The 23,952-nt window shown below is 43.8% G+C and carries 26 protein-coding genes and 1 pseudogene; 11 read left to right on the top strand and 16 right to left on the bottom strand.

The window, feature by feature from the left end; genetic code table 11:
• Positions 1–474: 474 nt before the first annotated feature.
• From D3222_RS14975 to fadE, 3 genes are all read right to left on the bottom strand, one after another.
• Positions 475–1,212 carry a hypothetical protein gene (locus tag D3222_RS14975; protein WP_198672826.1) on the bottom strand — a complete coding sequence of 246 codons (738 nt, stop codon included), beginning with the start codon at positions 1,210–1,212 and terminating at the stop codon, positions 475–477.
• A 227-nt stretch (positions 1,213–1,439) separates the two neighbouring features.
• Entirely contained in the window at positions 1,440–2,336 is an 897-nt protein-coding gene (locus D3222_RS14970; RefSeq protein ID WP_118986860.1) for a LysR family transcriptional regulator, read from the bottom strand.
• 347 nt (positions 2,337–2,683) lie between these two features.
• Positions 2,684–5,119 carry an acyl-CoA dehydrogenase FadE gene (gene fadE, locus D3222_RS14965; RefSeq protein WP_118986859.1) on the bottom strand — a complete coding sequence of 812 codons (2,436 nt, stop codon included), beginning with the start codon at positions 5,117–5,119 and terminating at the stop codon, positions 2,684–2,686.
• A 262-nt stretch (positions 5,120–5,381) separates the two neighbouring features.
• Here fadE and lpcA point away from each other — a divergent pair, with 262 nt between their 5' ends.
• Both lpcA and D3222_RS14955 read left to right on the top strand, forming a co-directional pair.
• Entirely contained in the window at positions 5,382–5,963 is a 582-nt protein-coding gene (gene lpcA / locus D3222_RS14960) for a D-sedoheptulose 7-phosphate isomerase (RefSeq protein ID WP_118986858.1), read from the top strand.
• A 24-nt stretch (positions 5,964–5,987) separates the two neighbouring features.
• Complete coding sequence (locus D3222_RS14955; protein WP_118986857.1) at positions 5,988–6,755, top strand: class II glutamine amidotransferase; 768 nt, start codon at positions 5,988–5,990, stop codon at positions 6,753–6,755.
• On the opposite strand, the gene D3222_RS14950 is transcribed toward D3222_RS14955, so the two are convergent.
• Positions 6,726–7,460 (bottom strand): L,D-transpeptidase family protein, encoded by a 735-nt coding sequence (locus tag D3222_RS14950; protein ID WP_118986856.1) that lies wholly within the window; start codon positions 7,458–7,460, stop codon positions 6,726–6,728. The genes D3222_RS14955 and D3222_RS14950 overlap by 30 nt on opposite strands.
• Positions 7,461–7,877: 417 nt before the next feature.
• Between D3222_RS14950 and D3222_RS14945 the strand changes: the two genes are divergently transcribed.
• The 8 genes from D3222_RS14945 to nqrM all read left to right on the top strand — a co-directional run bounded on the left by D3222_RS14945 (position 7,878) and on the right by nqrM (position 15,070).
• Entirely contained in the window at positions 7,878–9,221 is a 1,344-nt protein-coding gene (locus tag D3222_RS14945) for a Na(+)-translocating NADH-quinone reductase subunit A (protein ID WP_118986855.1), read from the top strand.
• 4 nt (positions 9,222–9,225) lie between these two features.
• Positions 9,226–10,464, top strand: coding sequence for an NADH:ubiquinone reductase (Na(+)-transporting) subunit B (locus tag D3222_RS14940; protein ID WP_118986854.1), 1,239 nt, complete (start codon positions 9,226–9,228; stop codon positions 10,462–10,464).
• Positions 10,457–11,254 carry a Na(+)-translocating NADH-quinone reductase subunit C gene (locus tag D3222_RS14935; protein WP_118986853.1) on the top strand — a complete coding sequence of 266 codons (798 nt, stop codon included), beginning with the start codon at positions 10,457–10,459 and terminating at the stop codon, positions 11,252–11,254. The genes D3222_RS14940 and D3222_RS14935 overlap by 8 nt, the downstream gene beginning before the upstream one ends.
• Complete coding sequence (locus tag D3222_RS14930) at positions 11,247–11,876, top strand: NADH:ubiquinone reductase (Na(+)-transporting) subunit D (protein WP_118986852.1); 630 nt, start codon at positions 11,247–11,249, stop codon at positions 11,874–11,876. The genes D3222_RS14935 and D3222_RS14930 overlap by 8 nt, the downstream gene beginning before the upstream one ends.
• 8 nt (positions 11,877–11,884) lie before the next feature.
• Positions 11,885–12,481, top strand: coding sequence for an NADH:ubiquinone reductase (Na(+)-transporting) subunit E (gene nqrE, locus D3222_RS14925; RefSeq protein WP_118986851.1), 597 nt, complete (start codon positions 11,885–11,887; stop codon positions 12,479–12,481).
• 15 nt (positions 12,482–12,496) lie between these two features.
• Positions 12,497–13,723: an NADH:ubiquinone reductase (Na(+)-transporting) subunit F gene (gene nqrF, locus D3222_RS14920; RefSeq protein ID WP_118986850.1), complete on the top strand. Its 1,227-nt coding sequence runs from the start codon at positions 12,497–12,499 to the stop codon at positions 13,721–13,723.
• Between the two features lie 108 nt (positions 13,724–13,831).
• A complete protein-coding gene (locus D3222_RS14915) occupies positions 13,832–14,827 on the top strand; it encodes an FAD:protein FMN transferase (RefSeq protein WP_369973523.1) in 996 nt (331 codons plus the stop codon).
• A gap of 15 nt (positions 14,828–14,842) precedes the next feature.
• Complete coding sequence (gene nqrM, locus D3222_RS14910) at positions 14,843–15,070, top strand: (Na+)-NQR maturation NqrM (RefSeq protein WP_118986848.1); 228 nt, start codon at positions 14,843–14,845, stop codon at positions 15,068–15,070.
• A gap of 152 nt (positions 15,071–15,222) precedes the next feature.
• On the opposite strand, the gene D3222_RS14905 is transcribed toward nqrM, so the two are convergent.
• The 5 genes from D3222_RS14905 to D3222_RS26775 form a co-directional block, all read right to left on the bottom strand.
• Positions 15,223–15,735 carry a GNAT family N-acetyltransferase gene (locus D3222_RS14905; RefSeq protein ID WP_118986847.1) on the bottom strand — a complete coding sequence of 171 codons (513 nt, stop codon included), beginning with the start codon at positions 15,733–15,735 and terminating at the stop codon, positions 15,223–15,225.
• A complete protein-coding gene (locus D3222_RS14900) occupies positions 15,725–16,009 on the bottom strand; it encodes a type II toxin-antitoxin system TacA family antitoxin (RefSeq protein WP_118986846.1) in 285 nt (94 codons plus the stop codon). The genes D3222_RS14905 and D3222_RS14900 overlap by 11 nt, the downstream gene beginning before the upstream one ends.
• 409 nt (positions 16,010–16,418) lie before the next feature.
• Complete coding sequence (locus D3222_RS26785) at positions 16,419–16,601, bottom strand: hypothetical protein (RefSeq protein WP_339367469.1); 183 nt, start codon at positions 16,599–16,601, stop codon at positions 16,419–16,421.
• 148 nt (positions 16,602–16,749) lie between these two features.
• On the bottom strand, positions 16,750–17,043 hold the full coding sequence (locus D3222_RS26780; RefSeq protein WP_338089237.1) for a hypothetical protein: 294 nt from the start codon (positions 17,041–17,043) through the stop codon (positions 16,750–16,752).
• A gap of 34 nt (positions 17,044–17,077) precedes the next feature.
• A complete protein-coding gene (locus tag D3222_RS26775; RefSeq protein WP_198672824.1) occupies positions 17,078–17,275 on the bottom strand; it encodes a hypothetical protein in 198 nt (65 codons plus the stop codon).
• A 459-nt stretch (positions 17,276–17,734) separates the two neighbouring features.
• On the opposite strand from D3222_RS26775, the pseudogene D3222_RS14890 reads away from it, so the two are divergent.
• Positions 17,735–18,207: pseudogene (locus D3222_RS14890) on the top strand (transposase); the annotation flags it as partial.
• Positions 18,208–18,323: 116 nt separating this feature from the next.
• On the opposite strand, the gene D3222_RS14885 reads toward D3222_RS14890, so the two are convergent.
• The 7 genes from D3222_RS14885 to D3222_RS14850 all read right to left on the bottom strand — a co-directional run bounded on the left by D3222_RS14885 (position 18,324) and on the right by D3222_RS14850 (position 23,943).
• Positions 18,324–18,617 carry a helix-turn-helix domain-containing protein gene (locus tag D3222_RS14885; protein ID WP_118986868.1) on the bottom strand — a complete coding sequence of 98 codons (294 nt, stop codon included), beginning with the start codon at positions 18,615–18,617 and terminating at the stop codon, positions 18,324–18,326.
• A gap of 2 nt (positions 18,618–18,619) precedes the next feature.
• Positions 18,620–18,955, bottom strand: coding sequence for a type II toxin-antitoxin system RelE/ParE family toxin (locus D3222_RS14880; protein WP_118986845.1), 336 nt, complete (start codon positions 18,953–18,955; stop codon positions 18,620–18,622).
• Positions 18,956–19,607: 652 nt separating this feature from the next.
• Positions 19,608–20,945, bottom strand: coding sequence for an MSMEG_0569 family flavin-dependent oxidoreductase (locus tag D3222_RS14870; protein ID WP_118986843.1), 1,338 nt, complete (start codon positions 20,943–20,945; stop codon positions 19,608–19,610).
• Positions 20,946–20,957: 12 nt separating this feature from the next.
• Positions 20,958–21,248, bottom strand: coding sequence for an MSMEG_0570 family nitrogen starvation response protein (locus D3222_RS14865; protein ID WP_118986842.1), 291 nt, complete (start codon positions 21,246–21,248; stop codon positions 20,958–20,960).
• Positions 21,236–22,291 carry a sll0787 family AIR synthase-like protein gene (locus D3222_RS14860; RefSeq protein ID WP_118986841.1) on the bottom strand — a complete coding sequence of 352 codons (1,056 nt, stop codon included), beginning with the start codon at positions 22,289–22,291 and terminating at the stop codon, positions 21,236–21,238. Before D3222_RS14860 ends, D3222_RS14865 begins: the two co-directional genes overlap by 13 nt.
• Positions 22,288–22,851: an MSMEG_0567/Sll0786 family nitrogen starvation N-acetyltransferase gene (locus D3222_RS14855; protein WP_118986840.1), complete on the bottom strand. Its 564-nt coding sequence runs from the start codon at positions 22,849–22,851 to the stop codon at positions 22,288–22,290. The genes D3222_RS14860 and D3222_RS14855 overlap by 4 nt, the downstream gene beginning before the upstream one ends.
• Positions 22,852–22,863: 12 nt before the next feature.
• Positions 22,864–23,943, bottom strand: coding sequence for an MSMEG_0568 family radical SAM protein (locus tag D3222_RS14850; protein WP_118986839.1), 1,080 nt, complete (start codon positions 23,941–23,943; stop codon positions 22,864–22,866).
• Positions 23,944–23,952: the final 9 nt, after the last annotated feature.

The raw sequence follows: 23,952 nt of genomic DNA, 5'->3' as shown, positions 1-23,952 counted from the left end.
ATTAAACCATTAAACCATTAAACCATTAAACCATTAAACCATTAAACCATTAAACCATTAAACCATTAAACCATTAAACCATTAAACCATTAAACCATTAAACCATTAAACCATTAAACCATTAAAAATCCGAATAATAAAATCCGAAATAAATGATTTAATAGAATACGAATTGGGTTACTTTCAGCGTTATGATATTGCATTTATTATACAAAACCGTAATACCTTAAATTCGTCAATTTAAACTGGCTTTACATTGCTTTAACCCGTCCGATAGCACTTCTTTTTTACTGTTTGATTTAAACTATTCCCCTTTTATATCATTAATGTGATTTAACGCTAAAATCAATTTATATCGTTATTTTTCCAAGCTATTTTCGCGCTCTGTTAACGCTTAAATACCTATAATCTTTCTGGCGGATTAATCCGCCAGACTTTTCATTATCGTTGATGTAATAAAGCGTTATTAGGATGTTATTTTACTAATTTCGGGATATCAACGCTGAAATCAATCCACGGGTTGGTGCCCAGCATCTCTGCACCGTCAACACTGGGTTCGTCATAGCGCATAACGAAATGCTTTGGTCCGTGGGCAAATGCCACGATCAATCCATCCTCAGCATCCAGAAACGCAGCATGCATTCCGAGCCCGGGATAGCTGAGACGCCAAGCAGGATCGCCAGCTTCCACACATCCTATCGACAGCTTTGCCATCATGCCATCTGGCAGACGGAAGAACCAAGTCCATGGTCCGCCAGCCACAACTGTCATGACTTCATCAATACCCATCCCGTTTTCAGCGCTGTTCACATGCAGTTTACCGAATTTTTCGAGAACAGTTTTTCTGGCTTCAGCCGAGATTGCTTTCATATCGTAAACTTTAGGATAAGGTGCAATACCGACTTCCGACGTTGACAGGAAACCGCCCCGGTGAGCTTCCGGCTGGCGACCAGCCAGTTGGATTTGTTCCAGGAGTTCTCCACGGTGTAAAGGAAACTGCGAAATCAGCTTCTCGCTCTCTTCTTCCGTGAGTGCACGGGTTTTTGACACTTTAAGAATAGGTCTGGCTTCTTCAGGGATCGGCGTTGTACTGATCCGAACCCCGATGGAAAATAAGACCTTGTTTACGTTCTCAATGCCAACAGTCGGCTGGCGTTCGTCAAGATAGGACAGAACAAGATTTTCTGATGTTGAAGTAACGAAACTGTTCATCTCTACATCTCCTCAATTTTGATGTAACCGATAAGTTCATTTGCAGAACCGAGTATAGGGAGAGAGATAGTTTATTAAAACGCCTATTATGTGAAAACATTGTGCACTGATAGTAAACAATTATAGGGCCTGCTCTGATTTGATCATGACTTTTCAAAACCGGTTGGCCTGGCATTTATTTCAACCGGAGATTTGCCATTTAAAATCACCGATCACTTTTCAGATATTCAGCAGGTTTTGTCTAGTGCATTTATAAGGAAATCGATAAAAGCCCTTGTCTTGTTAGCGCGTTCTTTGTGAAAGGGTTGTATGGCATAAAGTGCCTGCATGTCAGCTTCCCATTCAGGAAGCAGTCTGACAAGTTTGCCTGACAGCAGCTCATCAGTGACCAGTAATTCAGGCAGTAAAATCACCCCATGTCCGTAAAGAGCTGCCTGTTTGAGTGCAAGCCCGTTATTCACCACATAGGTTCCGGGCTTAAGGTCAACGACTTTCACATCATTTTGATTGTGAAATACCCAGCGTCGTGGAGAAGAAGATAAACTGTAGACAAGACAGTTATGGGAATTGAGATTTTCAGGGATGAGTATTTTTTCAGAAGCCTCAATATATGCTGGTGAGGCGCATAAGACTCGGGGTATTTTTATCAGTTTCCTGGAACGAAGGCTGGAGTCGCTTAGTTCACCTCCTCCACGTATCGCAACATCTATTCCATGCTCAATAAGATCGATATATTTATCAATCATGACAACTTCTACAGAAATACCGGGGTGAGTATGCATAAACTGGCATATCAGTGGATTTAATGCCTTTAGCCCCATAGACATTGGAATACTGACTTTTATCGAGCCTGTCAGAGTGTGAGACGTTTCCATAACCGATAAGTCAGCATTCTCAAGTTCATCCAGGATGTTGCACACCTGATGATAGTAATTCCTGCCGTTTGCGGTTATGTGCATGTTTCTGGTCGTTCGGTTAATCAGGGGGCTTTTGAGATGCTCTTCAAGCTGATTGATGTTTTTACTGACAGCTGCCTTGGATAAGCCCAGATCTTGGGCGGCGGCTTTGAAACTACCTAGTTCTACAACACGCCGGAAGACGCTGATTGCTCTTAACTTGTCCATAAGCACCACTGTTGAATGAGTTTAACTGTCTGGTGTATCAATAAACTACGATAAAAAATTATGTTTAACCATTTGCTCAGTTATTGCAACTGAATCAGTTGGTTGCCGATCTGAGCCTCGACAAAGCTATGTTGAAGGATGTGCTGGTGCGACAATTACAAGCGGATTGTCGTCTGTATCGTGAGTAGGGTGCTGTAGAGAGTAAATTTCATCTACTCTTTCAAAGGAAATATCGGATATTTTTGACTGTGTCTATTTTTTGCGCAAAGCGAAATCCTACCTTGGCAACTTGGGACGATACCCTAAGGTATCGTCCCGTGATTACATCCATTCTTTAATTGTCAATATCAGGCCGCTTTCGTTTTTGGTTTTTTGTCCTGAGCAGGAACCGCCAATGCTTCTGGTTCAAACTCATCGACATTAATAGAACGTAGACGACTTGCTTCAGCACGTTTTAGAATTGCGGCCTCGTCTGGCGTGATCTTACGTTCTGCGAGTGCCCGTTCCGCCAGTTTATCCAGGCCAGTAAAGCCAAGACGTTTGCCAGCTTCGCGGCTTAGACGGGCGTGGATCGGTTCTGCGGCAATAATATCGTGCAGAGCTTCTTCCAATAATCCGTGAGGGTTATGTTTGCTTGGTGTCAGATATTGACCACGGCCAATACGATCACGGGTAGCTGAAGGCTGTTGTAAGAGCTGTGCCAGTTTGTGATCCAGACGGTCAGATGGTGCTGAATGTACACGGCCTAACGGGAAGACAATAACACGCATCAGACCAGCAACCAGACGGTTCGGGAAGTTACTCAGTAAATTATCTATCGCCTGCTCTGCCTGATACAAACTATCTTGAACGGCCCACTGAACTAGCGGTAAATCCTCTTTTTGACGACCTTCATCTTCATAGCGTTTCAACGTCGCGGAAGCCAGATAGGTTTGACTCAAAACGTCGCCAAGACGGGCAGAGACACGTTCACGGCGTTTCAGGCTGCCACCTAATACCCCCATTGCTACATCTGATAACAGAGCCAGGTTGGCACTCTGACGGTTTAATTGCTGATAGTAACGGCGGGTTGCATCATTAACCGGTGTGCTGCTGGTGCGGCCATTGGTCAGGCCAAGCCAGAAGCTGCGTAACAGGTTACTGGCAACGTGACCGAGGTGGCTAAACAATGCCTTATCAAAATCTTTAATACGGTTATTTTCAACCGCAGCCATTTCATCAAGTACATAAGGATGACAACGAATAGCTCCCTGACCATAAATAATCATGTTGCGGGTCAGAATATTAGCGCCTTCAACGGTAATGGCGATAGGTGCGCCCTGATAAGCGCGGGCAAGGAAGTTGGATGGGCCAAGGCAAACACCTTTACCACCGGCAATATCCATTGCGTCAATAACTGAACGCTGGCCTCTGTGAGTACAATGATATTTCACAATAGCCGATAATACGGAGGGTTTCTCGCCCAGCATGATACCTGTTGTAGCAAGCGTTGAAGCGGCGTCCATCAGGTAGGCGTTACCGGCAATACGTGCCAGTGGCTCTTCAATCCCTTCCATTTTACCAATTGGCATTTTGAACTGACGGCGAATATAAGCGTATGCGCCAATCGCCATGGCAACACTTTTCAAACCGCCGGTTGCATTTGATGGCAGAGTGATACCACGGCCAACAGACAGACACTCAACCAGCATACGCCAGCCTTGTCCGGCCATTTTTGGCCCACCAATAATATAGTCAATCGGAACAAAGATATCTTTACCGCGAGTTGGGCCATTCTGGAATGGAATATTCAGTGGGAAATGGCGATGACCAATTTCTACCCCCGGTACATTGGTCGGGATCAAGGCACAGGTAATACCCAATTCTTCTGTATCACCCAATAAATGGTCAGGGTCAGACAGTTTGAAAGCCAGACCGAGTACGGTGGCGATAGGTGCAAGGGTGATATAACGTTTGTTCCAGGTTAGGCGCATACCCAGAATTTGTTCGCCTTGCCATTCTCCCATGCAAACCACGCCTGTATCCGGGATTGCTCCGGCATCAGAGCCAGCTTCCGGGCTGGTCAGCGCGAAACATGGGATCTCTTCACCACGGGCCAGTCCGGGTAAATAACGGTTTTTTTGCTCATCGGTGCCATAATGCTGTAGTAATTCACCTGGGCCGAGAGAGTTAGGTACACCTACGGTGATGGCCAGAATGCCGGATGTACCCGCCAATTTTTGCAGGACTCGTGCCTGTGCATAGGCTGAGAATTCCAGACCGCCATACTCTTTTTTAATAATCATGGCAAAGAAGCGGTGTTCTTTCAGGTAGTTCCATAACTCAGGTGGTAAATCAGCAAGTTCATGGCTTATCTGGAAATCATTGGTCATACGGCAAGCTTCTTCTACCGGGCCATCCAGAAATGCTTGTTCTTCCGCGGTTAACTGAGGCTTTGGATAGTCATGTAATTTTTTCCAGTCGGGTTTACCGCGGAATAGTTCGCCTTCCCACCAGGTAGTACCGGCATCAAGAGCTTCTTTTTCCGTGCGAGATAGACTTGGCATCACCTTACGGAAGGCTTTTAATGCCGGAGCAGTAAGTAAGGAGTGGCGCGTTGGCGCAAAATTCAGCGGAAACAGAATAATGGCCATGGGTAACAACATCCAGTAGCTCCATGCATCAATAGCGCCCATCAAGGCGGTATAGACAAGGAGCAGTAGGCTGCTAAGACTGAGATTGACTTTGTGATAGCAAAGTATCCCAATCAATACTAAGAATAGAACAATACTCAATGTGGTCATAATAAAAGCTCCTGGTTAATCTCAGGGTCAGGCAAGTCATCGGAGGTCGGACCTGTTGTGGTGTTCTTCTCTTTTTAGACCAGGAAATTGCTTTTAGCAATATCTTTACATCTTAATTACAATGTAGCTCACAAACTCATGGTGATCGGGAGCGGATTAATTTTCCAGAAACGTGATGTTGTCTTCTTTCAATTCTCTTGATCCGGTAAACTGCCATCTGACACAACATTATTAAAGATTACCTGACCGAAGTGAGGAGCCTATGTATCAAGATTTGATCCGTAGTGAATTGAGTGAAGCCGCAGATACGCTGGCAAAGTTTTTAAGTGGCGATGCAAATATTGAAGCAATTCAAAAAGCAGCGGTATTACTGGCTGATTCATTTAAAGCGGGTGGTAAGGTACTGTCCTGTGGTAATGGCGGTTCGCACTGTGATGCGATGCATTTCGCGGAAGAATTGACAGGTCGTTATCGCGAAAACCGTCCAGGCTATCCGGCGATTGCGATTTCTGATGTCAGCCATCTTTCCTGCGTCAGTAATGATTTTGGTTATGAATTCGTTTTTTCCCGTTATGTGGAAGCGGTCGGGCAAGCAGGGGATGTCTTGCTGGGTATCTCCACTTCCGGTAATTCCGGCAATATTATCAAAGCAGTTGAAGCTGCCCGTTTAAAAGGCATGAAAGTGATTACGCTGACAGGCAAAGATGGCGGTAAAATGGCAGGAACGGCGGATGTGGAAATTCGTGTGCCGCATTTTGGCTATGCAGATCGTATTCAGGAAATTCATATCAAAGTGATTCATATCCTGATTCAACTTATTGAAAAAGAGATGGTTAGAGCTTGATTTTACAGGCTACAGAGGTGGGCAATGTGTGAGTTACTTGGCATGAGTGCAAATGTGCCAACAGATATCTGCTTTAGTTTACGTGGTCTGATTCAGCGTGGTGGTCATACCGGACCCCATAAAGATGGTTGGGGGATCACTTTTTATGAGGGGCGGGGCTGTCGCACATTTAAAGATCATCAACCAGGTTACCATTCACCCGTTGCCCGTTTTGTACAAGAGTATCCGATTAAATCCAGAGTGGTGATCTCGCATATTCGGCAGGCTAATCGGGGTAATGTTGCGTTGGAAAATACCCACCCTTTTATCCGTGAGATGTGGGGGCGCAATTGGACCTATGCCCATAATGGGCAACTTAAGGGTTATCGGCGGCTTAAAACCGGTCAATATCGCCCAGTCGGGCAAACTGACAGTGAACATGCTTTTTGCTGGATTTTACATCAACTTTCACAAAAATATCCAAGGACACCCTCTAACTGGCCTGCGGTTTTTCGTTTTATTGCCTCACTGGCGGATGAACTCAGGAAAAAGGGGGTATTCAATATGTTGCTGTCAGACGGGTGTTTTGTGATGGCATATTGTTCAACCAACCTTTATTGGATTACCCGTCGGGCGCCGTTTGGAAAAGCAAAACTTCTCGATCAGGATGTTGAAATTGATTTCCAGCAGCACACTCAGCCGGATGATGTCGTTTCTGTCATTGTCACTCAGCCTTTAACCGGCAATGAGTCCTGGAACCGGATCGCGCCGGGTGATTATGCGCTATTTCATCTTGGTGAGCGCATATTGTGATTGATTCTGCAAAGATGGCGATTTATAAGGTGTTGCGTTAACCGTATATTGACCATTAATAACGCTAATCGCTGCCGGTTGGTTATTTTTGACAAAATATTCATAGGCCGGTTGTAATTGCAACCAAAACAGATAATGGGAGGATGAGCGGTGACGTAACATATTCTGCGGTGTCATTCTGAATGGGTAAATGCTGATATCAATTTCATACTGTCCGCGCAATAATGCACTTTCTGCATAATGGTAGATCTCATCCATATAACCGTTAGTCATCGCGTAACAACCGACAGATTTACACTCTCCGTGGATCATTAAATGGTTGCCGGAATAGCCTCTGGATTTATCGTATTCATTTGGAAAACCGAGATTAATAGATCGGTAATACCGACTATTTGGATTTAGCTGACGGGCTTTCACACGATAAAAACCTTCTGGGCTTTTCAAATCACCTTCTGTGGTTTTGGGGCCGAGGCCACCAGAGTAATTGCAAATGGGGTAGCTTTTAGCCAGTTGGTAGTTTCCATGATTATTTTTAGTGTAAAGCTCCAGTATCCGCTCTTCTTTGAATATTTGGATAAAGAGGGGAGAGCCGGGTGGCGCGGGGGGAATTTTCTTAAGTTTAATTAAAGTATCCTGAGCATGGACAAGTGGGGATGAACTAAAAGACAACAATGTTATTACAGCAAATGTAGCAGTTTTTTTCATGTGACTACCGTATAGAGATGTCGTGGGCTAACCTGGAATTTAGCTTAAGATTGCCATGAGTGATCGACTTTGTGAATAAAAAATAATAACGATGGCTTTATCCTGCAAAGTAATCATGAGATCAAAAAATAATCAGTTGTCGGGAAAGGTGATACAATAGTTCGTTTTTTGCGATCGGTTAATCGTTCAGTACCAAAATTATTCCTGTTTGCTTGAACTAAATCACTTGATTAGTCCGACAGTCGAAGAAGGGAGATGTTAAAATTACCTCCCTGAGATTAAAATAAAATCGTAACAATTATCGGAGAATTATAACCTGGGCACGATCCGTGACTTAAGGGGTTTTTTATAGAGTGGCTATATTACCACCAGGTAATCTGTAGCATATGATTTAATTGATAAACTTGTGCAAATCTTATGATTAAAATTAAAAAAGGACTCGACCTCCCGATTGCAGGAGCGCCTGCTCAAGTAATAGAAGACGGTCCGGCGATTCGCCATGTAGCACTGTTGGGTGAAGAGTATGTTGGAATGCGTCCTTCTATGTTGGTGAAGGAAGGTGAGCATGTTAGGAAGGGCCAGATTCTTTTTGAAGATAAAAAGAATCCCGGTGTGGTTTTCACCAGCCCAGCCTGTGGGCGGATTGTGGCGATTAATCGTGGTGAACAACGTGTTTTGCAGTCAATTGTGATTGAGATAACGGGAGACGAACAGGTTGATTTTGACCGTTATGATCGTTCCCAATTTTCTCAATTATACCGAGAACAAGTGGAAAAGAATCTGATTGATTCCGGGTTATGGACTGCACTACGTACCCGTCCTTACAGCCGAAGTCCTGTTCCCGGCTCCTCGCCAAAAGCAATTTTTGTAACCGCTATGGATACTCAGCCTCTGGCTGCGAATCCACAGGTTATTATTGCGACCGATAAAGAGGCTTTTGTTGATGGTCTGAATGTATTGACTAAACTGACCGAAGGTAAAGTCCATGTTTGCCATAGTGCAGGAAGCTTGCCGAATGTCGGTAATAATGCACAAATCACTTATAATCAGTTCGCTGGTCCGCACCCTGCGGGATTAGCTGGAACTCACATTCACTTTATTGAACCCGTCAGTGCGACTAAAACCGTATGGCATCTGGGATATCAGGATGTGATTGCTATCGGTAAATTATTCACTACCGGTACACTTTATACTGATCGTGTCATTGCACTGGCTGGTCCACAGGTTGAGAAACCGCGTCTTATACGTACGTGTTTGGGGGCTGATCTGTTTGAGTTAACTCAGGGTCAGCTTACAGAGGGTGAAAACCGTATTATTTCAGGTTCCGTATTGTGCGGTACTCAGTCAGATGAAGTTCATCACTATCTCGGCCGTTTCCACACCTTAGTTTCTGTTTTGCGTGAAGGCCGCGAAAAAGAGCTGTTTGGTTGGATCATGCCGGGTATCGATAAATTTTCTATTACCCGCACCACCATTGGTCATTTCCTGAGAAATAAGCGCTTTGCTTTTTCAACCACAATGAATGGCGGTGAACGTTCCATGGTACCAATCGGTAACTATGAGCGTGTTATGCCTTTGGATATCATGGCAACCCATTTGCTGCGGGATCTGTTGGCGGGTGATACCGATAGTGCTCAGGCACTGGGTTGTTTGGAGTTAGATGAGGAAGACTTGGCACTTTGTACCTATGTCTGCCCTGGCAAATATGAATATGGTCCGGTACTGCGTGAAGTGCTGACTAAGATTGAGCAGGAAGGATGATTTCATGGGCCTGAAAAACTTTTTTGAAAAAATTGAGCACCACTTTGAGCCTGGGGGAAAATTAGAAAAATATTACCCGCTGTATGAAGCGGTAACGACGATTTTCTATACACCAGGGACAGTCACTTCTGGCCGTGCCCATGTCCGTGATGCCATCGATCTAAAGCGTATGATGATCATGGTATGGCTGGCCGTATTCCCGGCCATGTTCTGGGGAATGTATAACGTTGGTCAGCAGGCGATCCCTGCGTTGTATCATTTATACAGTGGCACAGAATTACAGCAAATTCTGGCATCTGATTGGCACTATCGTGTTGCTCGGTTTTTCGGTGCATCACTGACGCCCGGCGCTAGCTGGTGTAGCGAAATGTTGCTTGGTGCAACCTACTTCTTGCCTATTTACGCAGTTGTATTCGCTGTTGGCGGCTTCTGGGAAGTCCTGTTTGCTGTTATCCGTAAGCATGAAATTAACGAAGGATTTTTCGTAACTTCTATTTTGTTTGCGTTGATTGTTCCTCCTACTATTCCTCTGTGGCAGGCGGCGCTAGGTATTACATTCGGTGTTGTAATTGCGAAAGAGGTATTTGGTGGTACCGGTCGTAACTTCCTGAACCCGGCACTGGCTGGCCGTGCTTTTTTATTCTTTGCTTATCCTGCACAGATTTCAGGTGATTTGGTATGGACGGCGGCAGATGGTTTCTCTGGTGCGACCCCGTTATCTCAATGGGCGGCGGGTGGTAGTCAGGGATTAGTCAATACAGTTACCGGTCAGCCTGTTACCTGGATGGATGCTTTTATTGGCAATCTTCCGGGTTCTATTGGTGAAGTTTCTACGCTGATGATTTTCATTGGCGGTGCGATCATTCTGTTTACCCGCATTGCTTCATGGCGCATTGTCGCTGGCGTCATGTTGGGTATGGTGGCAACTTCCTACTTGTTTAATGCTATCGGTTCAGACACTAACCCGCTGTTTGCTATGCCGTGGTACTGGCACATGGTTCTGGGTGGTTTCGCTTTTGGTATGATTTTTATGGCAACAGATCCGGTATCCGCCTCATTTACTGATAAAGGTAAATGGTGGTACGGCATTCTGATCGGTGTGATGTGTGTTCTGATCAGGGTCGTTAACCCGGCATACCCGGAAGGCATGATGCTGGCGATTCTGTTCGCCAACCTGTTTGCGCCATTGTTTGATTATCTGGTAGTACAGGCCAATATTAAGCGGAGAAAAGCCCGTGGCTAATGATAAACCAAAAAATAATGACAGCATCGGCAGAACGTTTATCGTTGTTTTTGTGCTATGTCTCGTTTGTTCAATTGTTGTCGCAGGTTCTGCGGTAGGGCTGAAATCTCAGCAACAGGAACAAAAACTACTGGATAAACAGCGTAACATTCTCGATGTCGCCGGGTTATTAACCCCCAAAATGAGTGTTGATGAGCTTAAAGAAACGTTCAAAAGCCGTATTAAAACTGAACTACTGAATCTGGATACGGCAACGCTTGAGAAAAGTCATGGCAAGTTTAACCTGAACGATGCGTTGCGCAGTGATGATACCAGTATCGCATTACCTCCTGAGAAGGATCTGGCGAAAATCCGCCGTCGCGCCAATATGGCGGAGATCTATCTGGTGAAGGATGAGCAGGGTGAAACCAGTGAAATCGTTCTGCCGGTTTATGGTTCTGGTCTGTGGTCTGTCATGTATGCCTTTATCTCTGTTGATGTGGATGGTAAAACTGCCCGCGGGATTACCTATTATTCACACGGAGAAACCCCGGGGTTGGGTGGTGAGGTCGATAATCCACAATGGCGTAAAAAGTGGATAGGTAAAAAACTGTATAACGATGAAGGCCATCCGGCGATCAAAATTGTCCGTGGCGGTGCTGCTGCCGATAATCCTTATGGTGTTGATGGCCTATCCGGTGCGACTCTGACCTCTGCTGGTGTGCAGAATATGTTTAATTTCTGGTTAGGGGATAACGGTTTTGGTCCGTTCCTGAAAAAAGTACGCGAAGGAGCGTTGAAAGATGGCTGATAGTAAAGAAATAAAACGCGTCCTTCTCGGACCACTATTAGATAACAACCCGATTGCATTGCAGGTTCTGGGGATCTGTTCCGCGCTGGCGGTAACAACCAAACTGGAAACTGCGTTGGTGATGACAATCGCCGTGACGTTGGTTACCGCATTTTCCAGCTTTTTTATCTCGTTGATTCGTCATTACATCCCTGGCAGTGTGCGAATCATTGTCCAGATGGCGATTATTGCATCATTGGTTATCGTGGTAGATCAGATTTTACAGGCTTATGCTTATGAAATTTCCAAGCAGTTGTCTGTATTTGTTGGTCTTATCATTACTAACTGTATCGTGATGGGACGTGCGGAGGCTTATGCTATGAAGTCTCCACCTATTGAGAGCTTTATGGATGGTATCGGTAATGGCTTGGGGTATGGCGTTATTCTGGTACTGGTTGGTTTTCTGCGTGAGTTGTTTGGCTCCGGCAAATTGTTCGGTGTTACCGTTATGGAATCCGTACAGAATGGTGGCTGGTATCAGCCTAATGGCTTGTTCCTGTTGGCACCTAGCGCGTTTTTCATTATTGGTATGCTGATTTGGGGTCTGAGGACTTTGAAACCGGCGCAGGCTGAGAAGGAGTAACTGACAACATGGAACATTTTATAAGCCTGTTTGTCCGTGCCGTCTTTATTGAGAATATGGCGTTGGCTTTCTTCCTCGGTATGTGCACTTTTTTGGCCGTATCGAAAAATGTCACGACAGCGTTTGGTTTAGGCATTGCAGTAACGGTAGTTCTCGGGATCTCTGTTCCTGCCAATAACCTCGTTTATAACTTTGTCTTGCGTGACGGTGCATTGGTTGAAGGGGTTGATCTCAGCTTCCTGAACTTTATTACGTTTATTGGCGTGATTGCTGCATTAGTGCAGATTCTTGAAATGATCCTTGATCGTTATTTCCCTGCACTCTATAACGCGCTCGGCATCTTTTTGCCACTGATTACGGTTAACTGTGCGATTTTTGGTGGTGTCTCTTTCATGGCGCAGCGTGACTATAACTTTTCTGAATCCATCGTGTATGGCTTTGGTTCTGGTATAGGCTGGATGCTGGCGATTGTTCTGCTGGCTTCTATCCGTGAAAAAATGAAATATGCTGATGTTCCGGCAGGTCTGAAAGGATTGGGGATCACCTTTGTCACCACGGGTTTGATGGCATTGGGTTTTATGTCCTTCTCTGGTGTGCAGTTATAAAGGCGAGAAGCGTTCATGGATATAATAATTTTAGGCGTAGTGATGTTTACCCTGATTGTGTTGGTACTAACGGCCCTGATTTTGTTCGCAAAATCAAAGTTAGTTAACACCGGGAATATTAAAGTTGAAGTTAACGGTGATCCGGAAAAGAGCTTTACCGCTCCTGCCGGTGATAAGTTGCTGAATATGTTATCAAGCCAGGGCATTTTTGTCTCTTCTGCCTGTGGTGGTGGTGGCTCTTGTGGTCAGTGCCGCGTAAAGATTAAAGATGGTGGTGGCGATATTCTGCCAACAGAGCTTTCCCACATTAGTAAGCGTGAAGCGAAAGAGGGTTGCCGTCTGGCTTGTCAGGTTAATGTAAAACAGGACCTGAAAATCAAATTACCGGAAGAGATATTTGGTGTTAAGAAATGGGAGTGCGAAGTTATCTCCAACGATAACAAGGCCACTTTCATCAAAGAGCTAAAACTGAAAATCCCTGATGGGGAAGTCGTGCCTTTCCGTGCTGGTGGCTATATTCAGATTGAGGCTCAACCACATACGGCTCGTTACGCGGATTATGACGTGCCGGAAGAGTACCGCGAAGACTGGGATAAATTTAACTTGTTCCGTTTTGTCTCTGAGGTGAAAGAACCGACGATTCGTGCTTACTCAATGGCAAACTACCCAGAAGAACACGGCATTATCATGCTTAACGTTCGGATTGCGACGCCGCCGCCAAGAAATTCGGAAGCGCCGCCGGGAATGATGTCCTCTTATATCTGGTCACTGAAATCCGGTGATAAAGTGACTATTTCTGGTCCATTCGGTGAATTTTTCGCAAAAGAGACTGATGCGGAAATGATCTTCATCGGTGGTGGTGCGGGTATGGCACCCATGCGTTCTCATATTTTTGATCAGCTTAATCGATTGAATTCAAAACGTAAGATCAGCTTCTGGTATGGTGCTCGTTCTAAACGTGAAATGTTTTATACCGAGGATTTCGATCAGCTAGCGGCTGAAAATGAAAACTTTACCTGGAATGTGGCCCTATCTGATGCACTGCCTGAAGATAACTGGGATGGTTACACTGGCTTTATCCATAATGTTTTGTTTGAAAACTATTTGAAGGACCATCCGGCTCCTGAAGATTGCGAATTCTACATGTGTGGGCCTCCGGTAATGAATGCCGCAGTGATCAAGATGTTAAAAGATCTTGGTGTTGAGGATGAAAACATCATGCTGGATGATTTCGGTGGCTGATAGGCCATAAACGGTTTGATTTAATGCTGGCGCCCACAATTTGTGGGCGCTGGTGGTTCAGAAAGGTAATGCATTGTGCGTAAAAAGATAGGTAGCTGGATAGCGTTAATGTTTGCAGTGTTGCTGTTGGCTGCATGTGATGGTCAGGAGCAGAAAAATATTCATGGGAAAACGATGGGGACTTATTACTCCATTAAATTTGTCACTGGCTCGTCGGCCCCCTCGCCAGAGATTTTGCAAAAAGAGATTGATCGCCTGCTGGAAGAGGTTAACGACCAGATGTCAACTTATCGCCCTGATTCTGAATTGAGTCGTTTTAATCAAAGTCGTGAAATTAATAAGCCATTCCCTGTATCGCCGGCGACAGCAAAAGTGGTCAAAGAAGCGATCCATATTAATAGATTAACGGATGGTGCATTGGATGTAACGGTGGGGCCGTTGGTGAATTTATGGGGTTTTGGCCCTGAAGGCCGTGTGACGAAAGCGCCTTCTGAAAGTGAACTGGAAAAACGTCGTGAATGGACGGGGATTGAGAAACTGGCGGTGGAAGGCAATAATCTGATTAAAACGGTGCCGGAGCTGTATGTCGATTTGTCATCTATCGCTAAAGGTCATGGTGTAGATGTTGTTGCTGAATATCTGGAATCGCAGAATATCAACGATTATATGGTTGATATTGGCGGTGAAGTTCGTACATCAGGCCATAACGGCAAAGATCTGCCGTGGCGGATTGCGATTGAAAAGCCTTCTGATACCGGAATGGAACAAAGTGCTCAGGAAGTGATAACGCCTGGAAATATGTCGATTGCCACTTCTGGCGATTACCGTAACTATTTTGAACAAGATGGTGTGCGTTATTCACACACGATTGATCCAAAAACAGGTGATCCTATTTCGCATAATCTGGTTTCTATTACTGTAGTTGCGCCGGTTTGTATGAGTGCTGATGGGCTTTCTACCGGGTTGAATGTGTTAGGGCCGGAAAAAGGATTGAAAGTTGCAGAAAGCTTGAATATCCCGGTTTTTATGATTGTAAAAACAAAAAATGGTTTTGAAGAGCGTTACAGTAAAGCCTTTGAGCCATACTTACAGAAAAATCAATGAGAGGAGAAGAAGGGCGTGTTGACAGTATTTATTGCAACCTTCATCTTTTTCCTGCTGGTTTTTGCGGGAATGTCGTTAGGTTACATGATTAAACGTAAGAGCATACAAGGGAGCTGTGGTGGTTTAAGCAGTATTGGCGTTGAGAAAGTATGTGATTGCCCAGAACCTTGTGATGCCCGTAGGAAACGAATGGCGCGTGAAGCAGCCCGGCAGGTTCAGTTAGAGAAGCATCGGATTATCTGAGTTTAACAAATCTATGGAATTCTCCTTCCTGAATGCTAATTGAGAGCAGAGCGAACTTTTAGTATTTGGGGGGGAGATGGATATAAAAAGTGGATTGAATGGCTATTTAAGCGTTAACAAGGCACGAAAATGATTTGAAAAGTAGCGACATGTTACATCGCATCTACCCTTTTTATCATTTCTATTGCAACAGTCATAGGCATGAACAGTTTACTCTTTGTCTGAGGAAACTCCTCAAATCCTACATTCATATACAGTTTTTTGGCTATGTCGTTCTTAGCATCGACGATAATCATCGGGGTGGGAATAGATTTTGACGACTCCATAGCTTTTCGAATTGCATCTATAAGTAAGATTTCACCAAATCCTTGGCGTTGAAATGACTTACTTATAGCCAGGCGACCAATAAGTGCGTAATGTAGTGTTGAAGGGTACTTTTTCGATATTTTTTCTGGTAGTTCGTCTAGTTCTACCGTACATAGTGCTAGGGAATAGTATCCCTTTATTTGAGATCCATTTTGGCTACTTGTAAGGACGAATGTTCTTGATAAGTCCTTTTTATCATGCTGTCCCGATACTGCTTTCAAGTAGTTGTTTAGCGCGGGTTCACCACAGTCAAAATTATTTCTGTCGTGTTTGTTTTTATCTAAACGTTCAATCTTCATTTGTTATTGTGTCTTTATGTCTACGAGCAGCACGAAGGAAACGTTCATTTACCTTGATTGGTTTTTCCAATGCATGAACAAACGCCAATGCATCTTCTTGACACAATCGAATACGCATATTTTGTTCAATAAGTCTTTTTGCCTCTGCTACAGCAGCATTTGCAATAAAACTATTCAGGCTTGCATACCCTGATAATGATAACGCTCTTTCGAGTAACTCTTTAGTCTCTGAACTCACCCTTGTGGTGATTCTTTCATTTGCGAATGTGGCCATAAGTCTTACTCCTACCGCATTGCGGTTATTATTTCTTAATTATTAGTTCATTATAGATATCTACTACTCACTTGCACTACTTATTGGAGATGGCAGAACATATTATTTGGTGAAATGCTAAATTTTCTTCATTGATTAATTTAACAACATTTTAACAAAAGTCAATGGTTGTGACAAAATGACGTCATATTTTGAGGTGGAACAAGTTATATCAGATAGAACAAAAATCATCAAGATTTGGGCAAGTGAGTCTGAGTATGCAGAGCTATTAAAGCGTATACGAAACCACGTTTAGCTAAGCTGACAGCGATCAAGAATGGATGTCAGATCAAATTTGGTCTAGTGCATTTAAATGTGACCGATTAAAACAGTGTAAAGCAAGTTTAATCGGGTATGTATAAGCTATTTTTTATTTACCATAATTCCCCCAGTTATGAAGAAATTGTTTGAAATCAGCTTCTGGTGTTCTTGGTTTTCTTTCTATTTCTTTTTTGACTAAATTAATCACAATTTTACTAATTTTAAATTTTTTATCTAATGAATCAAGTATAGATACCGCTAAAACACCTATAGCAAGCATAATACCAGCCACAGCAATTACACTACCACCTGTTACAAAGAAAGCTGAAAGGACAGTTCCTATAACCCAAGAAGCAAAAGCCGCTACTGCCGCCTTAGCCAGATCTACTGCAATATTGCCTAAGAAATCAGCCAGTGTGTATTCATCCTTAAAGATGTATTCAACCGCTCGATAAGCTGAGGAAAATAATATATTGAATTATGCCACTATTTATTCCTTGTTGCTCTATCCCCATAGATATCATCTTCATGTTAGAAGCGCTGTATCTTGAAGCGGTGATGATTTTTCTAAGCCCCGCATGACCTGAGATTTTGATATATCTTTGCCCATTTTTACCAACATATTCTGTGGCTTTAATTCCTATTCTTTTAAATTCTCCTACTACGTTTACAAAGTCAAAAGCGTCACGTATATTACCTGCATAGGGTGATATAGGATCGGAAATCGAAAACACTTTCTTTATAAATGGGCTTTTTGGTTTTGGAGAATCAATATCCTCTAAAACATTTTTCGCTTCCTCTAAGGACAGTAGCGCAATAGTATGTTGTATTCTCGTTTAACTGTTTCTCAAGACCAATAGCATCAAAGAACGGGTGTTCAGGTTTTAACTGATTAATCCCAACATGATCTCTTAGAAAATCCCCCATATAGCCTTCCCAAGAGGGCCTGTATCTTTTATATGTCATTGTGAAGTTTCCTTTAATATTCTTAAAATCAAAAATCGTTACATCGGTATTTAACGGATGGAGTTTTCAATTTGAGTATAACATCATTGTGTAAAAAAAAGCCACATCGGTTGCATAATAGCAAAATGCTGGATAAGAGCAATGTGTCAGCCGTTTTATTCCTGCATCATAATGGCTCAAATCATCCCTTAGACTTAAGCCCTTTTAAAAGCTCGGATTTCTATAATGCTTAAAACTGAGTAACAGAACGAAGCCCCAAAATCTGATTTAACCTGACAAGACGGGAATGAATATATAAGTGTGAAAATGAAAAAATGCTTTAAATTTTGTTTATTAAATCTAATCATTATGGTTTTAATTCTGTTAAACATTATTGTTCTTTTTCCGTCATGAGGTTAACCCTATTAAATGTTTTAATATAATTTCATATTTTTGTCTTGCAAACGGGATGCTCTCCAGCAGGACTGCTATGTGTGTCCCCAGGGAGAAAAGTTGATTTATAAAACGACCGGTCGGGAGGGATACCGGCATTATCAAGCTGCGATGGATATCTGCGAGTATTGCCCGAAACGCGCGTCTTGTACGCAGGCCAAAGGGGGCAAAACGATCACCCGTCATGTCTGGGAGGACAGTAAAGAGCAGGCCAGGGAAAACCGGCTAACGCTGTGGGGTAAAAAGACCTACAAACGGCGAAAGGAGACGATAGAACGCAGTTTTGCGGATGCGAAGCAGCATCATGGGCACCATTATGCCCGTTTTCGGGGGTTGCTGAAAGTGCAAATAAGTGTCTTTTGGCGGCAACGGCCTAAAATATCAAGAAGATAGCCTTGCTGGTCGCAATGCTATGTTATTTTTATCTCTGGAGGGCGAGTAGAGTCAATGCAGCAGGAGCCAAAATACTCCCCTGCGGGGTGATAAAACCGGATAAATGAGAAAATGGGTGGCATGATCCTTCATCATGAAAGAAACACGCCTCGTGATTTTCAGCGAGGTTTGTCAGCGGTCTGAGAGCAACCACCAGGTTGCTCTTACCAGCATGTGAGTGAATTCAACCGGCCTGAAAAACAAATCGTCCGCCTAAAATAGCAGCATAGCGATTGAGTGTTCCCAACTGAGGATCAACCTCCCCTCTTTCCAGTCGGCTGATATTCTGTTTCTGGGTTCCCATCCGACAGGCAACATCTTCCTGAGTCATTTTGCAGGCTTTGCGCGCCAGTTTGAGTTGCTGGACAAGAGCCTTGCGAGCCTGAAGATCATCCCATGCCTCCAGCCCTTCAGTTGTTGCCAGGAGCTCAGCCTTAACATCAGACAGCGTAACGAAATCGTAATCATCTCTGTTCATTTTCATTCCAGCATCCTCTTTACCACTTTCATTCGTTCCCGGGACAGTTCCAGTTCCAGTGACGTTTTAGGTGTCTTCTGGGTCTTTTTCTGCAGAACATGTACTACAAAAATTTGTCTGCCCGTATGAAAGAAGAAAAATCCACGCGCAATACCTTCACGGGCACTTACTCTCAACTCTTTCAGTCCATTGCCTACATCCCTCACTCTTGGTTCCCTGAGCTCCGGTCCTGAATTTTCGAGTTCTTCCATTGCATCAACAAGCGTGACCTGTAACCCTACAGGAAGTTTCCCTAACTCCTTACGGGCGGCGCCAATTACCGTTACGGTAAATTTCATATCAGCATCCTTGTAATCATATACGATGACTTTACTCCATCAAAACAAAGCAATCAACAATGATTACTTTCAAACATGACTTATCTGATATTCCCCAGTTTGTTTGGTACATAGAGACGTTCACGGGCCCGGATAACCTCGGGTGTATTCCGAACAATCGCCGCCAGGTTCAACACAATGGTGAATAATGATTTGCCGCCATAACGCAACCAGTCCAGCTCGAGAACATAAAATCTATGGTCATCCCCGTTTTTGCAACACTGATTTTGATTAATGATATGCTTGATTTTTTTCTAGATTTTAAAACCACACGTGCTGACAAAATACTGGTTTTTTATTTGGCATTTGGTTTTTTTCACAATTTCATTGCTAAGAATGAAACTGTATTTTATGAAACGTAAAATTCGTTAAAAAGAAAACTGAAACCTGCCATTATCCGTAAAATATTTTCAATAACGCCTATGCTATAAGTATCTAAAAAACTCCCTTATAAGTATTATCGGTTTAAAATTCACTATTCAAATGGGTTGGATGGGAGGCATTTTACAACGACGACAAACCACATGGTGATTTGAAAAGTAAAATGCCTTATGAGACTCTTATTGAAAAAAATAAGAGTTTAAAAATATTCCGTCAGGTGAAATTAGGAATCTCACATTTGAGATATTCGCTTATCTTTGATTTCAGATTTAGCACCTTTAATTAAAGTAGGTAATATAGGTATATTTTGCTGACTTATTTGTTGCTCAATATGCTGCACCACATAGGCGGCATCCTGATTAATCCCCAGAAAACGTCCAGAACCCCATGTATATAACCATGGCAAACCAATAAATGTGACATTCGGATCGAGGGTAATACCTCGGTCATGTTTTGGATAACCATTGGCTTGAAAAATATCTAAATCAAGCCATGAATAATCTGGTCTAAAACCAATACACCAAATCACGGAAGTAATATTTTCTTTTGCTAAATCAATGTGGGTGATTTCCTGCTCAGGCTGCCAAACAGGTTGATAAACCGATGCAGGTTCATCGGTTGCAATACTGTTTTTCTCTAAATACTCATCAATCGAGGCATTAATGCGATTATAAGTGTCATCGGCACGGTCCAGGTTTTCTGATAAATTTGGACTAAACCAGAATTGACTCTCTTTAAAGTCATCAAAATGTCCGAACAGTTGCATACCTTCTAAGGCAAATTTACGCAGGTCAATATCACGCCCGCCGTCACGCCCTGTGACATAGTGGTTGGTGCTGTTACGTACTTCTTCACTATAACGATGATTGTTGACAGTAGTTTCGTAATAACCCATATCAAACAGCCATTTCACCACATCTTTACCGCGATAAAATCGGGCGCAACGTGGTGCATTGCCCGTCGATAGATAGACTTTTTTGCCTGCCAGATGTAAATCTTCGGCAATCTGTGCACCAGACTGCCCTGACCCGACCACCAACACCGCTCCTTCAGGCAGTTGATCCGCATTTAAATACTCTTCCGAATGCATCACTTTCACATGCTTAGGCAAGGCATCGCTTAGTTTTGGATAAATCGGAGTGTGATACCCACCTGCGGCAATGACAAGCTGTTTGGCTGTAGTGGTACCGTGATTGGTTTTAATGACAAACTCATGCGCTGCCACTTTTTTCACCTGTTCTACCTGAATATTTAAAATGGCAGGAGGATTTGTTTTTTCAATAAACTCATCAAGATACGCCTCAATCTCAGGCTTAGTCATAAAGCCGTCAGGATCTTTTCCCTGATAAGGATGTTCAGGTAATAGACACTGCCAGTTCGGTGTCACCAAGGTAAAATTATCCCAACGTTTACGGCGCCAGCTATGGGTTAACTCGGATTCTTTTTCCAATACCACATGGTCAATGCCTGCTTTTTGCAAATAATGGCTGATAGATAAACCTGCCTGACCACCACCAATAATCACCACATCATAATGTGGCTGTAACATTTGATTTTGGATATTTAACATGGAACATCCCTCTCATTGATTCGTCATTTCAATAACTTCAATTTGATCTTCCGGGCTTGGCCCGAAGAATTTGGCTTGGCGTTTGATCATTGCCAGAGTATCCATGGCCGAACTACAGACAAAGCCATAACGTGCCTGTACTCTTTCCGATGCGGCATTCAGGCCATTTTCAACTTGATGTAAGAACTGCGTACTTGGGTAACGTTGACCAATGGACAGATATTCATAAATCACCGTTGAGGGTGAGTAATATTGAATCAGCTTCCCATCAGGCCATTTCACGGTAAAATTCACACTGGGCATAACATCGACTCCTGCTGATTTTTAGCCTCAATCTGTATGGATTGAGTCTGTAACTTTGTTAAAACGTCGGCATAACAAAAACCGGTAAACATTCGGTTGTTAAAATCCCAAAATATGTCGTATTGCTGCTGTTGCTGCACGGCAATCTCACCACTGACATTGGTTTCACCAATCACCGCGCAGGCAATGTTCTGACAGTGAAACAGCTCGATAATTTCTTCACATTCATTTGCATCGGCAGTCAGTAAAAAACCAAAACTGGGGAAAATTTGTAGCCATTTAAACCAGTCCACATCGTCAGGTTTAGGAATGGCGTCTAAGTTGATATGTGCCCCCGATGCCGTAGCTTCGAGCAGCATCAACAAACTGCCTAAAATGCCGGCATTGCTAATATCACGGGCGGCATGAACCCGATTTGCCTCTGCCAATTGAGGCAATAAGGCAATTTGTGACTGTAAAATGTGGTCAGGCACCCGTTCAAAGCATTTCCAATAAGTGGTATTGGCGTGGAATTGCCCTTGCAAATTTAACGCAATCAGAATTTTTTGTTGTGGTTTGACATGCAACACCGAGAGTAATTTTCGCGCTATGCCTTGAATCGCAACGGATAAAGTGGGCTGATAAACGACGGCAAGATTGGTATGCCCACCGACCAATGGCACATCATAAGCACGACAAGCATCTTGCATACCTTGCATTAACAACTGGGCATGTTCGCTACTGGTATGCCAAAAACTATTTACTACGGACAATGCCCGGCCACCCATGGCGGCAATATCACTAATGTTCGCCATCACCGCTGACCATCCGGCAAAATAAGGGTGATTGGTCACAAAACTAGGTAGCATGCCTTCACAGGCGTGCAACACATATTGACCATTTAGCGGCAGTGCTGCCGTGTCATCTCCGGGATAGGCATATAAGCTATCCAATGAATCCACAGGGCAAGTTGTATTGACTGAAACCGTGTGAGCAATCGCCTGCTTGGATTGCATTGCGGGTGTCTGTTTTAACATGTCGAGTAGTTGATTGAGTTCCATCATTGCGCCTCCTTCTGCATATAGGCTTGCAGCGGGATATGCTGTAAAGGATAGTTTTCAATCCGTGCCTGCATCAACACATGTGGAATATTGGCAACGGTCAACTGACGCAAACTATCCCAACATAACCTTTTGAAATAGCGTTCATTTTGACTTTGCACAGTGGCTAAAAAAGTACGGCATCCCAAGTTCTTGGCGGTCGATACCGCAGTATTGATTAATGCTTTACCAATGGTATGGCGACGTCGATATAAAGGCTCTACGCATAAACGCCCGCCATACCATGTCTGTTCGCCATCAGGGAAAATCCGCACTGCACCAATCACCCGGTCATGCTCACCAAACATTTTCCCAATGGCAACAATGCCTAATGCTTCAACATCGTGCTCGTCACGATCTTCTTGCAAGATTTTTTGTTCATCGCGAAAGGTTACTTCACGCAGACGATAATATTGGCGACGCTCCCAATCTTCCGACACAATTTTGATGGCAATGTCATCGCTAACAAATGGTTTCAGCCCATCATTTAGCTCAAGCAGCCAAGGATAGTGAGAAAGTTCCATATCACATTCTCCTTATTCATACGCTTTCAGCGAAGAGCAAGCGCCACATTTGGCACAGCCGGCTTGAGTCTTTTCCGAGTGCAAACCATGTTGTTTAAGTTGCTGTCCAACTTTCGGATAGAGCGACTGCATAAAAGCGTGATCAGGTTTAGGATGATGCTCTAATGGCGTACCTTGGATCGGTACAAATGGCACCACAAATGGATACACGCCAATTTCCGTCAGTTTGGCGGTCATCTCCACGATTTCCAGTTCGGTGTCACCCAAACCGGCCAAAATGTAGGTACTGACCTGTCCCCGACCGAACACCGCAACGGCTGCCTCAAATGCCGCAAAATATTTTTCCAACGAGACTTCGGCTTTGCCCGGCATAATTTTCTGCCGTATACGCTCGCTCACTGCCTCAAGGTGCATCCCAATCGACACAGCGCCTGCATCTTTTAAACGTTGAAACCAGGCAAAATCATCGGGTGGTTCGCACTGTACCTGTATCGGCAAATCTACTTGCGCCTTAATTGCTTTAACTGAGTCATATAAAATTTTTGCCCCACGATCTCCCGTATTTGGCGTACCGGTGGTGATCACCATTTGCTTGACACCATCCAGTTCAACGGCGGCTTTTGCGACCTCCGCCAATTGATCCGGGCGTTTACGGATCAAGGTTCGACTCTCTTTTAGAGACTGATCAATCGAGCAAAATTGGCATGCAGTTGCCTTGTCCTTCATACGAATGCAATGCTGTAACACCGTTGTCGCCAACACATCATGGCTATGTAAGGTCGCAATTTGTTCATAGGCAATGCCTTCGGCGGTTTTTAAATCATAAAAACGGGGTCGTGCAGGCGCAGTTAAGGTCGCCACCGGAATCCGGTTTTTAAAGACGATCACCTTGTCAGAGTGCGGTTCAGGCTTTGCGGTATAGGGAGAATCTTGTGCTGCAAGGTTCAGCACAGGAATCATCATGGTCTGCCCGTCAAGGCTTAGCGCCTTATGATCGCTTGGCCCGGCGCCACCTCTACGGGATAAGCCAAAATCGCCTTCCCATTTCAGACCATTACATTGCAAATCGGTCAATAGTTGTATTGCAGACATTTTTACCCC

This window comes from Photorhabdus sp. CRCIA-P01 (assembly GCF_003545805.1).
Lineage (GTDB): Bacteria > Pseudomonadota > Gammaproteobacteria > Enterobacterales > Enterobacteriaceae > Photorhabdus > Photorhabdus antumapuensis.
Note: the sequence above shows the minus strand (reverse complement) of the source record. Positions and strands in the feature narration are given on the sequence as shown.